The 15141-nt window shown below is 61.9% G+C and carries 10 protein-coding genes; 6 read left to right on the top strand and 4 right to left on the bottom strand.

Annotated elements, in window-relative coordinates; all coding sequences use genetic code 11:
- Together JWR14_RS24975 and JWR14_RS24980 are read right to left on the bottom strand one after the other, a co-directional pair.
- Nucleotides 1-4249: DNA translocase FtsK (locus JWR14_RS24975; RefSeq protein WP_299713566.1), on the bottom strand; the 4249-nt coding region annotated here is incomplete at its 3' end.
- A gap of 428 nt (nucleotides 4250-4677) precedes the next feature.
- The gene (locus JWR14_RS24980; protein ID WP_299713591.1) at nucleotides 4678-5283 is read right to left on the bottom strand and encodes an META domain-containing protein; all 606 of its coding nucleotides are present in this window, start codon (nucleotides 5281-5283) and stop codon (nucleotides 4678-4680) included.
- A gap of 354 nt (nucleotides 5284-5637) precedes the next feature.
- Here JWR14_RS24980 and purT point away from each other — a divergent pair, with 354 nt between their 5' ends.
- The 6 genes from purT to JWR14_RS25010 all read left to right on the top strand — a co-directional run bounded on the left by purT (nucleotide 5638) and on the right by JWR14_RS25010 (nucleotide 13335).
- Nucleotides 5638-6852: a formate-dependent phosphoribosylglycinamide formyltransferase gene (purT, locus tag JWR14_RS24985; RefSeq protein WP_299713569.1), complete on the top strand. Its 1215-nt coding sequence runs from the start codon at nucleotides 5638-5640 to the stop codon at nucleotides 6850-6852.
- 67 nt (nucleotides 6853-6919) lie between these two features.
- Nucleotides 6920-7075, top strand: coding sequence for a DUF6726 family protein (locus JWR14_RS24990; RefSeq protein WP_366144596.1), 156 nt, complete (start codon nucleotides 6920-6922; stop codon nucleotides 7073-7075).
- Nucleotides 7076-7196: 121 nt separating this feature from the next.
- Nucleotides 7197-7607, top strand: coding sequence for an MliC family protein (locus JWR14_RS24995; RefSeq protein WP_299713575.1), 411 nt, complete (start codon nucleotides 7197-7199; stop codon nucleotides 7605-7607).
- 378 nt (nucleotides 7608-7985) lie between these two features.
- Nucleotides 7986-9638, top strand: coding sequence for an acetolactate synthase large subunit (locus JWR14_RS25000; RefSeq protein WP_299713578.1), 1653 nt, complete (start codon nucleotides 7986-7988; stop codon nucleotides 9636-9638).
- Nucleotides 9639-9656: 18 nt separating this feature from the next.
- The gene (locus tag JWR14_RS25005; RefSeq protein ID WP_299713581.1) at nucleotides 9657-11114 is read left to right on the top strand and encodes an aldehyde dehydrogenase family protein; all 1458 of its coding nucleotides are present in this window, start codon (nucleotides 9657-9659) and stop codon (nucleotides 11112-11114) included.
- Between the two features lie 580 nt (nucleotides 11115-11694).
- Nucleotides 11695-13335: a DEAD/DEAH box helicase gene (locus JWR14_RS25010; RefSeq protein ID WP_299713584.1), complete on the top strand. Its 1641-nt coding sequence runs from the start codon at nucleotides 11695-11697 to the stop codon at nucleotides 13333-13335.
- 186 nt (nucleotides 13336-13521) lie between these two features.
- Here JWR14_RS25010 and gluQRS read toward each other — a convergent pair whose 3' ends face one another.
- Together gluQRS and JWR14_RS25020 are read right to left on the bottom strand one after the other, a co-directional pair.
- Complete coding sequence (gene gluQRS, locus JWR14_RS25015) at nucleotides 13522-14424, bottom strand: tRNA glutamyl-Q(34) synthetase GluQRS (RefSeq protein ID WP_299713588.1); 903 nt, start codon at nucleotides 14422-14424, stop codon at nucleotides 13522-13524.
- Between the two features lie 45 nt (nucleotides 14425-14469).
- Nucleotides 14470-15141: rhodanese-like domain-containing protein (locus JWR14_RS25020; RefSeq protein ID WP_366144595.1), on the bottom strand; the 672-nt coding region annotated here is incomplete at its 5' end.

Consider the following 15141-nt stretch of genomic DNA (forward strand, 5'->3'; position numbering starts at 1 on the left):
CCGATGGTCCCGGTGCGAGCACTTCGCGGTTCCCATTCGTGCCCATCGATGAAACCAGGCCCGCTGTTTCCATCTGTTCGACCAGCCGCGCTGCGCGGTTATAGCCAATGCGCAATTGCCGCTGCACTGACGAGATCGATGCACGGCGCGTGCGCAACACGAACGATACGGCTTCGTCGTAGAGCGGATCGGCTTCGGCATCCGGCGTATCGCCGAACAGATCCGGCGTGCCACCTTCGGGCGTCGGCCCCGACAAGATCCCTTCTTCGTACTCCGGTTCGCCGAACTGCTTCAGGTACTCCACGACGCTATGCACTTCCTCGTCGGCGACAAACGCACCGTGCACACGCTGCGGATAGCCGGTACCGGGCGGCAGGAACAACATGTCGCCGGCACCGAGCAGGGACTCCGCGCCCATCTGGTCAAGGATGGTCCGCGAGTCGATCTTCGATGACACCTGGAACGCCACTCGCGTCGGAATGTTCGCCTTGATCAGCCCGGTGATCACATCTACCGACGGCCGCTGCGTCGCGAGAATCAGGTGAATGCCGGCGGCGCGCGCCTTCTGCGCCAGCCGTGCAATCAACTGTTCGATCTGCTTGCCCGCGACCATCATCAAGTCAGCCAGCTCGTCGATGACGACCACGATCATCGGCAATTTGGCGAGCGGTTCCGGTGCGTCCGGCGTGAGTGAAAACGGGTTCGTCAGCTTCTTGCCCGCCGCTTCGGCATTGCGGATTTTCTGGTTGAAACCCTGCAGATTGCGCACGCCCACCGCCGACATCAGCTTGTAGCGCTTCTCCATTTCCCCGACACACCAGTTCAGCGCGTTCGCGGCCAGCTTCATGTCGGTGACGACCGGCGCGAGCAGGTGCGGAATGCCTTCGTACACGGACAGTTCCAGCATCTTCGGGTCGATCATGATCAGGCGCACGTCTTCCGGTTTCGCCTTGTACAGCAGCGAGAGGATCATCGCGTTGATGGCGACCGACTTGCCCGAACCCGTGGTGCCCGCGACCAGCATGTGCGGCGCGCGCGCGAGGTCCGTCACGACCGGATTGCCGACGATGTCCTTGCCCATTGCGATCGTGAGGAATGACTTCGAGTCGCGGTAGACATCGGCTTCGAGGATTTCGGAGAGCCGGATCATCTGCCGTTTGGCGTTCGGCAGTTCGAGCCCCATGCAGGTCTTGCCGGGAATGGTTTCGACGACACGGATCGACGTGAGTCCGAGCCCGCGCGACAGGTCCTTCATCAGGCCGACGATCTGGCTGCCGCGCACGCCCAGCGCCGGTTCGACTTCGAAGCGCGTGATGACCGGTCCCGCCGATGCACCGACCACCGTCACCGGTACCTTGAATTCCTGCAGGCGCTGCTCGATCAACTGGCCCGTTTCGGCGAGATGTTGTTCGGAGACGGGTTCGACTTCGTCCGATGCCGGTTCGAGGAGATCCAGGCCCGGGAGATCGACAGCCGACGCCGCCGGCGCGTGGAACTCGAATTCGGTCGCGATGAAACCGCGGACGGGCGGGCGGGGATCGGATTGAGGCGCAGCGGTTTCAGGCCCAAGTCCCGCGCTCGTGCTCGCGCGCGGGAAGTGGACGACGTTCGACGCGTAGTCCGTGTTCGGGTCTGCTTGTGCTTCGGGCGCGGTTTGCCTTTCCGTTTCGCTTGCGCGGTCAGTTGGCGCTTGCGTCGCGTAGCCGTTCGAGGCGAGATGAGCGGAGCCGGCGTCGGCGCTGGTTTCGCTGGTCTCGACGTTTGCGTCGGATGCGTCCGGCGCGGCGTGCGGCGTCTCGACGACTCTGAACGGCGGACGTTCGGCATCCATATCTGCTTGCCACGGCGGTGTGTGGACTTGACCAGACGGCGGGATTGCGGGGCTATCCGATACCGGCGATGTCAGTGTTGCCGGGACGATGTCACGCGTCGTCTGCACCGGATGCGTTTGACCGGCGCGGACGGCCCACGGCAGGAGGTCGGCGAGATGAGTCGGCGTGTGCGCTGGTGTTTGCGCTTGCGTAGAAGGCCACGTATTGGGCGGCGTCGTCGGGTTCGGCGTTGAAGATTCCAGACGCGTAAACGAACCCGAACCGTTCGATAGATTGGGCGCAGAGTTGCCTGCAATGCCGGAAGAGATCAGGTGTGCGGTTTCATCGATGTCGGCCGGCGCTGTCGGATTCGACGTCCGATGTGTGGTCTCGTCGCTTTCGGCGATCGATTGCGTCGTGACCAGGGCGGTTGCCGGTGTCTGTTGGATACCGTTGTCGCGGGGTGGCGGAGATTCGGGATAGGGCAGGGCGCCGTTGGTATGGATGTCCGCGTCGCTTGCCCCGGCTTTCGGGCTGATAGCCGGCTGCGTCGGCTCGCGCACGATAGTTTGGGCGCCCGAGGCGAAGGTGTAGCCGTCGCGTAGCGAAGCGCTCGACGAATACGTGCCCGCAACATTCGATGCCGACAGCGACGTAACGCCGTCCGCCATTGCCGGCTGGTTCGGTGTTTTCGGCGATGTCAGTGTTGTCGGCGATGGAATATTCGTGCCTGACGCCGGAGACGAATCGGAAGCGATTAGTGCCTTCGCAAGATCCGTCGCATTCGGTGTCGGCTTGCCGGGCGTTGCCTGACCTGCGAGACCAGCACTTACCGGCGATGCAGAAACAGCCAGGGGCGCAGATGCAGACGCCAGGAAAGCGGCGGGCGTAGTGATAGCTGAAGACGCTGGAGGAACGGAACGCGCGGAACTAGCCGAAGTGGTCCGCGCACCGGAAGTACCCGAGGCGTCCAAAGCCGCGGCATCGTGTCCTTCATCATCGTGTCCTTCATTCGCGCGGCTCAAATCTGGCAACGCTCCCACTTCCCGTGCGGCATCGACGCTGCCCGCGCGAGTGGTCCATTGCGCCGTGCTTTGCTCGATGGAGCGCAACGTCTCCTTGATACGTTCAGGTTCTGGCGGCGGTCCGGCGGGCTTGACGGGAGCCCCCGCGGATGCTGTTGTCGCAGCAAAGAAAGAGTCACTCGACACGACCGGAGGAACCGATTTGTCGCGGAGCGGGTTTATCGATGTATTGCGTGAAGCGGCGTGAGAACCGCTGGAGGAACCCGGCACGCTCCGATTTAGCGACGAACGCGAAACGTCCGAACGAGAATGGTCGGTTGCACGCGTTGTCAATGTCTGGGCCACCCTTGGCGGCACTGCACCCGGCGTTCCGCTCGCTGCTCCTATTGTTCCCACGGTCCCGACCACGGTTCCAACCACGGTTCCAACATTACCCGCCGCATTCGCGACAGGCGCGGCGCCAGCCGATCCCGCGCCTGTCGCCACCGCGCTCCCGCCCGCTGCGGTTCCCCGCGTCCCCGACGAGGATCCCAAGGACGTTCCAGACGGCGCAGCGGTCTTCAACCAACCAGCCGGCGCGATAGGTTCGAGCGGCTCTCGCGCTCCTGCTCCGCGACCGCTGTGCGAAGCGGCGGGGCGTGCATCGGGGAATCGGTCCGAATAGCTGTTGTTGCCGGTGCCCGGTTCACGATGTCTCGGCGACAAAGGTTCGATCGGACGCGCAGCCTCGGGGCCGCGCAGCGGCCGCTCCGCGTCGCTACGCCGGGCCGGCTGCGGACGCCAGACGGTCGGCCGCTGATAGCGACCGCTTGGACGTTGCGTGGCGGTCGGCAGGCCGAGCGCCGGCGCATCGTGTGAGGTTCTACTCGAGGTCGTGACGCCGCTCCCAACCGCGCTGCCCGCCTTGAAACTGCCGAGACCCGTACCCGCGCCCCGCGTTTCCGCCTTGTCGCGCGATGCCCGTGCACGCGCCGGTTTCTCGCGGACCGTCCGTTCCCGTGGTGTGAACCATTCAGGTTTGAGGCCTAGGCCGAACGCGCCGTTTGCCCAGCCAAGAGTCTCGCGCCACTGGAACCCGCAGAGCCATGGCAGGCTGATGAAAAACACGACGGCCGCACCGGCCCCCACGCTCAGCGCCGCCGGCGTACTGACGACGCCGGCATGGCCGCCCAGGCCGAGCAGCAGCGCGTGGCCGAGATGGTTGACATCGGTGGCGAATGCGAACGAATGAAACAGCGCGGCTTCGAGCGCGCAGCTCGCGAGGAGCACGCAGAAGAAACCGAGCCATAGCCGGATCGTGCCCGGACCGCGCAGGCCGCCGCCGTTAGGGAGAACGGACTTGACGATGCGCCAGAGAAGGGGGATGAACCAGACGGCCGAAGCACCGAACCAGCCGAAAACTACCGTGTGCATGCAAGGAACCAGGAATGATGTAAGCGATGTGAGCAGCGAACCCGGGCTCAGACAAAGATGAATCGATACCGCCGAGTTTAACCGCCATGAACGCGGCGAGTGCGGGCGGTGGTGAAGCAATCAAGCTTTCGGCCGCGGGTGACGATTGATGCATCGAAACGATGTTGGGCGGGTCAGGCGGACGTTCATCGGGCGTTCACATTCCGTTTTGAAGTCTGTTCCGGAGATGAACCGCCCAGGGAAAAAACCGAACGAAATCCAAAAGTTCAACGAGGTCAAACGTCCGGATGCTTCGACTCGACCAGGCGCCATCGCCCTATTTCCATCGGACTCCCGGACGACCGCCCAACACCTTAAACCCAACGGCCTCTCCTCAACCCGCACCCTCAAAAACCTCAACTCTCCGACCCGGCCTTCATCGACCCTGATTAAGGCTTTGCGGCTTGCGTGAACGTCATCACGTCGCCGTTCTTGAGCGTGATCTGCAATTGTTGCGGCGGCTGCATTTGCACCCCGGTCTTTTCGATATCCGCCAGACCTTGGAGGAACGGTTGTTCGAGCGCGCTGCCGGGTCCCGGCGCACAGGCCATGCGTGTGCTGGCAAGGGGGCCGAAGGCAAGCTCGCCGCCGGCCAGGTCGTAGGTGCCGGTGAAACGGTTGCATCCGGAAAAGCCGTTTGCTTTGCGTTGGCCGCTTTGCGTCGAAAAATTCAGGGTGATGGGCGCTCCGCCAGCACTATCACCGGCGCCGGCCGGATTGGACGGGACCGGGCGCGTCTTGCCGTCGGCATTAGCCCAACTGGTGAGTTGCCATTGGGTATCGTCGAGAAGCTGGGTCGCGGCCGGGTTGTAAGGATCGGTCGGCGGCGCGGCGCTGTCCGGATGTGTCGGCATGGTGCAACCTGCTAACGCTGCACCGAAAGCGAGGGTCACGATCGACACCACGGCGGCCAATGAGGGCCTGGAACGTGGGAACGCAGCATGGACCCGGCTGCGCGCCGAAACACGCGCAGGTTGCGAACGGGAAGGCTGCATCGACATGGAATTTCCTTGGGGCTGGCAAAACCGTAAGGGTATCGCACTCGTCCTAAGATTGACCAAGGCAGATTGCGGCAAAGTCATTGCAACATGTAAAGAAAAGTTAGCCGAACCGTCCGTTCGATGAAGCGAAAGCCTTCACGCGGGCGGCCGGAGACCAAGCTAACCGCCATCCCGGATCTGGCAGGCCGCGCCCGGAAACACAACACCGATCGCGTCCGGAAAAGGGTCCGCGTGTTAACATCGCGGGCTTAACAGGCCTCTTTTTCTGGAGCATCCATGCAGAGCGCGAAGTCCGCTGCGTCCGCCGTTTCTTCCCCTCAATCCGGCATGCAGCCGACGAGACAGCCGATGAAGCAGCCGGTGAAAATCGGCACGCCGCTCACGCCCGGCGCGACGCGCGTGATGCTGCTCGGCGCGGGCGAACTCGGCAAGGAAGTGATCATCGCTTTGCAGCGGCTCGGCGTGGAGACGATCGCGGTCGACCGTTACGCCGATGCCCCCGGCCATCAGGTCGCACATCGCTCGCACGTGATCGACATGACCGACGGCGCGGCGTTGCGCGCATTGATCGAAGCTGAACGGCCGCATTTGATCGTGCCGGAGATCGAGGCCATAGCCACCGATACCCTCGCTGAAATCGAAGCCGAGCAACTCGCCGTCGTGATCCCGACCGCGCGCGCGACCCAGCTCACCATGAACCGCGAGGGCATTCGCCGTCTCGCCGCCGAAACGCTCGGCCTGCCCACTTCACCCTATGCGTTCGCCGAGTCGCTGGACGAGATGACGGCGGCTATCGGCAAGATCGGTTTTCCGTGCGTGGTGAAGCCGGTGATGTCGTCGTCGGGCAAAGGGCAGTCGGTGCTCAAAAGCGCCGCGGATATCGAACCGGCCTGGCAGCACGCGATGGCCGGCGGCCGCGTCAATCACGGGCGTGTGATCGTGGAAGGGTTTATCGACTTCGAGTACGAGATCACGCAGCTCACCGTGCGCGCCGTCAGTCCGGAAACGGGTGATCTGCAGACGTATTTTTGCGAACCGATCGGCCATGTCCAGGTGGCGGGCGACTATGTGGAGTCGTGGCAACCGCAGGCAATGAGCGCCGCGGCGCTCGAAAAGTCACGCGATATTGCCGCGAAGGTCACCACGGCACTGGGCGGCCGCGGATTGTTCGGCGTCGAATTGTTCGTGCGCGGCGACGACGTCTGGTTCTCCGAAGTCAGTCCGCGACCGCATGACACCGGTCTGGTCACGCTCGCCACGCAGCGCTTCTCCGAATTCGACCTGCACGCGCGCGCGATCCTCGGTCTTCCCGTCGATACAACGTTGCGTGCGCCGGGTGCATCGGCGGTGATTTATGGCGGGCTGGACGAAGTGGGCGTCGCGTTCGAAGGTGTCGCCGACGCGCTCGCGGTGCCCGATTCCGACCTGCGGTTGTTCGGTAAACCGGAGAGTTTTGCGAAGCGCCGCATGGGCGTTGCGCTCGCAACCGGACGCGATACCGACGAAGCGCGGGAACGCGCGAAGCTGGCCGCGTCTAAGGTAAGACCCGTCTCCGCTCGATGACGGCAACACGCCGCTCGTGGCGAGTTTTTCGCGAGCGGCACGGAGGTTTCAAGTGAAATGGTGTGCAATGGTCGCGTTGTGCGTGACATTGGTTGGTTTGGCCGGATGCGGCGTTGCGGCGGCGCCGTGCCGGGTGGCATCGGCGGGATTGAAGATGGTGCCGCTGATCGGCCATGTCGCGGCGGCGCCGACCGATGCGTGTGCGGGCGTCATCGATCCGTGATGGGTATTGGATTAAAGGCGTCGGCTATCCAGGCAACCGGATTCGACGCCGCTCCGTGCATCTGAAGCTTGACCGGTTCACGGCTGGTTCACCGGAAAAGAAGTAACGAAAGGATGGAAAGATGAAGGATGGAAAGAAAGGGATGTTTGTGGAAAGGATCGGACGAATCATCAAATCGACCGTAATGACCGCCGGTACGCTGTGTTTGATTGCAGCGAATCATTCGGCGACTGCGATGCCGCTGACCGTGCCGCAAATTCAGACGGCGACGACCAACACGTTGCGTTACCAATGCCGCGGCGGCAGCACGCTGACGGTGCAATACATGAACACGAAGAACAAGCAGAGCTTTGCGCTGCTGACCGTCGATGGCCGGAAGATGTTGTTTGTGAATGTCCTGGCGGCGTCGGGGGCGAAATACGTTGGCGACCACTACACGTGGTGGACAAAAGGCCCTGAAGGCACGCTCACCGACGACACCGCCGATCCGAAATCCCCGCCCATGCTCGCCGAGTGCAAGACGCAAAGCTAGAGACCGTTCGACCGCAAGATGAACAAAGAGCCCGTTCCGATTCACGTCGCAACGGGCTCTTCGTATTCGATGCCCGATCCGTCCAGAACCTTGAACACAACGCACACTCAACGCACGTAAGGTTTGAAGGCTGGCGCTTGCCGCTAACTGAGACCCGTTGAGACCCGCTGAAACCCGCGCCGTCGTCCGCGGCATCGAATGGCGATCCGGAGTAAGGTTGTATTCGCACGCGCAAACCGCGTGCGGTCAACTGACCATAAACGGACGGGCGGGTGCCGCGCGGCCTTCGTGTAGCCTCAATCAGCAGCGCCCGGTCCATTTCATTTCCGTCTTTTGCACGACCTTCACCGTGCACGCCGTCCCTTAGCGAGACTCTCCATGAAAGCATCGGATCTGTTCGTCAAAGCGCTGGAAGCAGAAAAAGTCGAATACGTGTTTGGCATCCCTGGCGAGGAAAATCTCGATCTCCTCGAGTCACTGCGCCGCTCCAAAATCAAGCTCGTTCTGACTCGCCACGAACAAGCGGCGGGTTTCATGGCCGCCACGTACGGCCGCCTGACGGGCAAGACCGGCGTGTGCCTGGCGACGCTCGGGCCCGGCGCGACCAATTTCGTGACCGCCGCAGCCTACGCGCAACTCGGCGGCATGCCCATGCTGATGGTCACCGGCCAGAAGCCGATCAAATCGAGCAAGCAGGGCAGTTTCCAGATCGTCGATGTCGTGCGGATGATGGAGCCGCTCACCAAATACACACGTTCGATGGTGTCTATCGGCAATATTCCGGCGTCGGTGCGCGAGGCGTTCCGGCGCGCGGAAGAAGAGCGGCCGGGCGCGGTGCACCTCGAACTGCCGGAAGATGTGGCGCACGAAGAGGGCGACGGCGCGCCGATCCCGAAGAGTTACAGCCGCCGTCCGATTGCGGAGGAACGGGCGGTGGAGCATGCCGTCGAGGCGATCCGCGCGGCAAAATATCCGCTGCTGATGATCGGCGCGGGCGCCAATCGTAAAACCACGACAAAGATGCTGCGCGAATTCGTCGACCAGATCGGCATTCCGTTCTTCACCACGCAGATGGGCAAGGGCGTGATCGATGAATCGCATCCCATGTGGCTTGGCAATGCCACGCTGTCCGATGGCGATTTCGTGCATCGTGCGATCGATCACGCCGATTGCATCATCAATATCGGCCATGACGTGATTGAAAAGCCGCCGTTTTTCATGCGCAGCGGCGATGGCGATGAAAAGACCGTGATCCACGTGAATTTCCTCGGCGCGCAGGTCGATCCGGTGTATTTCCCGCAGATTGAAGTGGTTGGGGATATCGCGAACGCGGTATGGCAGATGAAGGAATTGCTGAAAGAGAGCGAACAAAGCTGGGACTTTTCGCGCTTCAAGATGATCAAGGAACATTTCGACGCGCAACTCGCGAAAGGCCAGCACGACGACCGGTTCCCGCTTTATCCGGTGCGGATCGTCAAGGACGTGTACGACACCATGCCGAAGGACGGCATCATTTGCCTCGATAACGGCATGTACAAGATCTGGTTCGCCCGTTATTACCGGGCGCACGAGCCGAATTCCATTCTCCTCGACAACGCGCTCGCGTCCATGGGAGCGGGCCTGCCGTCTGCTATTGCAAGCAAGATCGTGCACCCCGACCGCAACGTGATGGCGGTCTGCGGCGACGGCGGTTTCATGATGAATTCGCAGGAAGTGGAAACGGCCGTGCGGCTGAAGCTGGATCTGGTGATCCTGCTTCTGCGCGACGATGCGTTCGGCATGATCCGCTGGAAGCAGGAAAACATGAATTTCCCGGATTATGGAATGACGCTGCAGAACCCCGACTTTGTCGCATATGCGCAAAGTTATGGGGCGATTGGGCATCGGGTGGATTCCGCGGCGGCGCTCGCGCCGTTGCTGCGCGAGTGTTTCACGACACCGGGCGTGCATCTGATCGATGTGCCTATCGACTATTCGGACAACGAGCGCGTGTTGAACCGCGAAATCAAACGGCTCAGCGCGCAACTTTGAGCCTATTCGGAGACTGACATGCTGAAGAAAACCTATCCGTATTACTTGGCAAACGTTGCGGTCGCGGCGAACACGGACCTGGAAGTTACCGATAAATTCAGCGGCGAAGTGGCTACCCGCGTGGCAATGGCGGACGCGAAGGCAATCGATGCCGCTATTGGCCACGCCGTTGCCGCTCAGCGCGCGATGCGTGAATTCAAGCCGTATCAGCGGCAAGCGGTACTCGATCATTGCGTGCAGCGTTTCCGCGAGCGTTTCGACGAACTTGCCGAGGCGCTGTGCATCGAAGCGGGCAAGCCGATCAACGATTCGAAAGGTGAGGTCACGCGGTTGATCGATACCTTCCGGGTCGCGGCCGAGGAGTCGGTGCGCATAGATGGCGGCATGATCAACCTGGAGATTGCGCCGCGCGCAGCCGGGTACCATGGTTATTACAAACGCGTGCCGATTGGCCCGTGCTCGTTCATCTCACCGTTCAATTTCCCGCTGAACCTGACGGCGCACAAGGTTGCGCCGGCGATCGCGGCCGGTTGCCCGTTCGTGCTGAAACCTGCGAGCCGCACGCCGGTCGGCGCGCTGATCATGGGCGAAATTCTCGCTGAAACCGACTTGCCGAAAGGCGCATTTTCGATTCTTCCGGCTCATCGCGACGGCGCGGATCTTTTTACCACCGACGAGCGGTTCCGGCTGCTGTCGTTCACCGGATCGCCGGCGGTTGGTTGGGAACTGAAGAAGAAAGCGGGCAAGAAGAAGGTGATCCTGGAACTGGGCGGCAATGCGGCGGCAATCGTCGATCGCGATCAGGCCGACCGGCTGGATTACGTTGTTGACCGTCTGGCGTTTGGCGCGTTTTATCAGTCGGGTCAGAGTTGCATCGGCGTGCAGCGGATCTTGATTCACGCCGATATTTACGATGCCCTGCGCGAAAAACTCATCGCGAAAACGAAGTCGCTGAAAATGGGCGATCCGAAGGATGAAAAGACCTTCGTTGGCCCGATGATCTCGGAATCCGAGTCGAAGCGGCTGGCCGGTTGGATGGAAAGCGCCGTGGCGAGCGGCGCAAAAATCATCGCAGGCGGCAAGGTCGATGGTGCAATGTTCGAAGCGACGCTGCTGGAAGGCGTGAAGCGTGACCAGGATTTGTACCGGAAGGAAGCGTTCGGGCCAGTCGCGATTCTCGAAAAGTTCACGGACTTCGGCCAGGCGCTCGAAACGGTCAATGACAGCGACTTTGGCCTTCAGGCCGGCGTGTTCACGGACAGCCTCACGAACGTGAATCTTGCGTGGGACGAACTGGAAGTAGGCGGCGTGGTGGTCAACGACGTACCGTCATTTCGCGTTGATAACATGCCATATGGCGGAGTCAAGGATTCCGGCCTGGGCCGTGAAGGCGTGAAATACGCGATCGAGGACATGACGGAATTGCGTCTGATGGTCGTGAGAGATGCGCCCAAACCAGCGCAGAAACCGAAATAGGCTGTTATAGCAATCGATGTCGGGGCGCCGAGGTCCGTCTGGCCGGGCTTTCCGGCCGCGACTTTCGCTTGAAGCCGCGTCGCTGATCAACGTGATGGCGGGCGGGGGAGTGCTACAATAGCGGGCTTTCCCGAAGTCCGAACGCCTCGCCCGGCTGTTGATGGGAGTAGGGCTGGAGGCCGGATTAGAAGCCGGACTGGATGCGGGTCGTTGGGTTGGCAGGTCGATGTCCTTTCATATTGATTGCCGACTGATCGCCACCGACTTGCAACGATCTCCAACGCTTTTCAGCCCGCGGCGGTTGTCGTCATGGTTACGCGGCACCAGCACTTGCCGCTCGTACTTAGCCGTTTAGCTTTGTACCGTACTACGCCATCCGGTTGCGTCAGACCGGACCCAAGTGAGGATTCGCAGCGAAACGAAACCCTGCGGATCTGAAGTCCGCGCGTTGATCGTCATTTGCCGGTTGCATCGACGAAACACGCGGTTCTTCTTCATCCGATGTCCATGAGCGGTGGAATGACCGCTCGCGCGCCGCTCCGGCGCATTTTTAGCGAAAGCGAAAGCCACCAAAGTCACCATGTCCGATTCCGTCGCCACGAACCCGTCCGCCGCTTCACCCGACGCCGCATCCGGGGCTGCGCCCGCGGCTGATTCCAGCGCTGCAGTTCAAGCGAATCCTGCCGCGCCCGAGGTCCAGGCGAGTCCTGCCACGGCTGTTCCCGCTCCCGCGCTCGAGTTGGGCGCCACTGAATCTGCGGTGCCGGGTCCCGTGCCCACGTTCGACCAGTTCGGCTTGTCCCCCGACATCCTGCGGGCAGTGGTGGATTCCGGCTACACGATCCCCACGCCGATCCAGGCGCAAGCGATCCCCGTAGTGCTGGCCGGCCGCGACATGATGGGCGCCGCGCAAACGGGCACGGGCAAGACAGCGAGCTTTTCGCTGCCGATCATCCAGCGCCTGCTGCCCATGGCCAGCACGAGCGCATCGCCCGCACGCCACCCGGTGCGCGCGTTGATTCTCACGCCAACGCGCGAGCTCGCCGACCAGGTCGCGGCGAACGTGCAGGCCTATTCCAAGCACACGCCTTTGCGCAGCACCGTCGTGTTCGGTGGTGTCGACATGAACCCGCAGTCGGAAGCGCTGCGGCGCGGGGTTGAGATCCTGATCGCCACGCCAGGACGCTTGCTGGATCACGTTCAGCAGAAGACGCTGAATCTTGGCCAGGTGCAGATTCTCGTTCTCGACGAAGCCGACCGGATGCTTGACATGGGCTTCCTGCCGGATCTGCAGCGCATCTTGAATCTGCTGCCGAAGGAACGCCAGACGCTGCTGTTTTCGGCCACCTTCTCGGGCGAAATCAAGAAACTGGCAGCAACCTACCTGCGCAATCCGCAAACCATTGAAGTTGCCCGCAGCAATTCCACGAACGCGAACGTGCGGCAGATCGTTTTCGAAGTTGCGGAGAGCGATAAATCCGGCGCAGTGACGCAACTGATTCGTGAGCGCGGCCTGAAGCAGGTGCTGGTGTTTTGTAACAGCAAGATTGGCGCGAGCCGGCTGTCGCGCGTGCTGGAGAAGGACGGGATTATTGCGACGGCGATTCACGGCGACCGTACGCAGGGCGAGCGCATGCAGGCGCTTGAAGCATTCAAGAAGGGCGAGATCGAGGCGCTGGTTGCAACCGATGTGGCCGCCCGGGGTCTCGACATCACCGACTTGCCGGCAGTGATCAACTTCGACCTGCCGTTCAGCGCGGAAGATTACGTTCACCGGATTGGCCGTACGGGCCGCGCAGGCGCGTTGGGTGATGCGTTGTCGTTGTGCAGCCCGAACGAGCGCAAGCAACTCGCCGATATCGAAAAGCTGATCAAGCGGCCGCTCGAAGTCATGGTGCTGAAGGTCGACGTGCCTGTGCGGCGCGAATCGGCTTCTGCTCCGCGTCGCGAAGAGCGCTCGGGCCGGCCGGAGCGCGGTGAGCATCGGCATGCGCGTAGCGAGGAGCCGCGTCGTCGTTCGACCTCGTTCGAGCGTTCGCATACGCGCCAGCAACCGATTGACGATTTCTTCCTGAAACCGTACGAGCCGTCGGCGGCATCGACGAGAAAAACCCAGGACGACGCCGCGGCTGAAGCCGAACGCAAGAACACGCCGCGTCAGCCGCTGGCTGCGTTGCTCGGTGGCCTCGGCATGCCGCGGAGAACACCTTCGGAGTCTTGAGGCTACCGGTGGGTTTGAGGTTAGTGAAGCAGCACCAGTAAACAAACGATAAAGCGGCAGAGATGCCGCTTTTTTGTTTTTCAACGGTCTGTTCTCGACGGTCTATTTCCAACGGTCTATTCGGAACGCTGAATCCTCAGCGCTGTGGGCTCGACCTACTGCAATCAACGCCCTGCAATCAACGTCTTAAATCGCGAACCGTTTTGCCCACTGCGCCGTTACATCGGAGAAAAACGCTTCGAGCGAAGCAGCCGGGGACGGGTGCAGACCGAGATGTTTTGCCGCTTGCGTCAACTCGACCAGCGGGGCCTTGGTATCAAGCGCTGTTGCACCCGTTTGCTTGCTGAGTTTCTCACCGAGGTCGTTCACTATGACCGGCACGTGCAGATAGACAGGCGTTGCAACACTCAAACAGCGCTGCAAAAAAATCTGGCGTGCGGTTGAGTCCAGCAGATCGGCCCCTCGCACGATATGCGTAATGCCGGCATCCGCGTCGTCGACGACTACCGCCAGTTGATACGCCCACTCACCGTCAGCGCGCTTGAGCACGAAGTCACCGACTTCGCTTGCCAGATCCTGCGTCTGCATTCCTTGCCAGCGATCCTCGAAGCTCAGAACGGCGGCATCGCCATCTGGAACGCGCATCCGCCACGCACGCGGCGGTTTGCCATGCAGCCCATTGCGACACGTACCCGGATAAGCCAGCGTAGCGTGCCGGGCATGGCGGGTATGCCGCGTGTGGTCGCCCGCGAGTGAATCAGCTATTTCGCGGCGCGTGCAACCGCACGGAAACACGAAGCCGGCAGCGAGTAATTGCTCGAAGGCCTGCTGGTACGCAACCTCACGCTGACTTTGCCAGACCGGCTGCTCGGCGGAAAACATGCCGAACCTGCCGAGCGTGTCCAGGATTTCCTCGGCCGCGCCCGGCACCGTGCGTGGGCCATCGACATCTTCAATCCTGACCAGCCACGTTCCGCGATGAGCCCGCGCATCAAGAAAACTCGCCAACGCGCTCACCAGAGAGCCGAAATGCAGCGGACCCGTGGGTGAAGGCGCAAAACGGCCGCGATAGCCCGGTTCAGCGTTCATTTCGCGTGCCGGCCCGTTGGTTTGAGTTGCAACGCGGCCATCAGATCAGCGCGGGGCGCGCGACGAAAGGTCGTGCACCGTTGACGTGCCGGAGGCTTCTGCCTGCGACTCGTGCTGGCCATGGCTCGGGCCAGGGAATGACGCCTGGCCGTCCGCCGTGATCGCCGCATGGGCTTCGTCGGTATCGGCTGCATCGTCTTCCGCGCTTGCTGTGGCAGCCGAAGCTCGATCCTCGCCATTCTGCGCAATCGCCGCCGGCTCGAGCGCGGCGTTCAACGCCGTCCGGTGATCGAATACAAAACACTCGCCGTGGTAATGCGCGCCGCCCACTTCCTCGAAGTATTTAAGAATGCCGCCCTCGAGTTGATAGACGTGGTCAATGCCCATTTCCTTCATGTGGATCGCCGCTTTCTCACAGCGAATCCCGCCCGTGCAAAACGACACCACCGTCTTGCCTTTGAGATCCGCGCGATGCTCCTCGATCACGCCCGGAAACTCACTGAATTTCGCGATGCGGTAATCCAGCGCCTGATCGAACGTGCCGACGTCGACCTCGAATGCATTGCGCGTGTCCAGCATGACGACGGGACGGCCCTCGTCGTCATGTCCCCGATCCAGCCACGACTTCAGCGTAGCCGCGCCGACGGACGGCGCGCGGCCCAGTTCAGGCCGGATCGCCGGCTTTTTCATGGTGATGATTTCGCGTTTCAGCTTGAC

The organism is Caballeronia sp. (assembly GCF_028292365.1).
GTDB lineage: Bacteria > Pseudomonadota > Gammaproteobacteria > Burkholderiales > Burkholderiaceae > Caballeronia.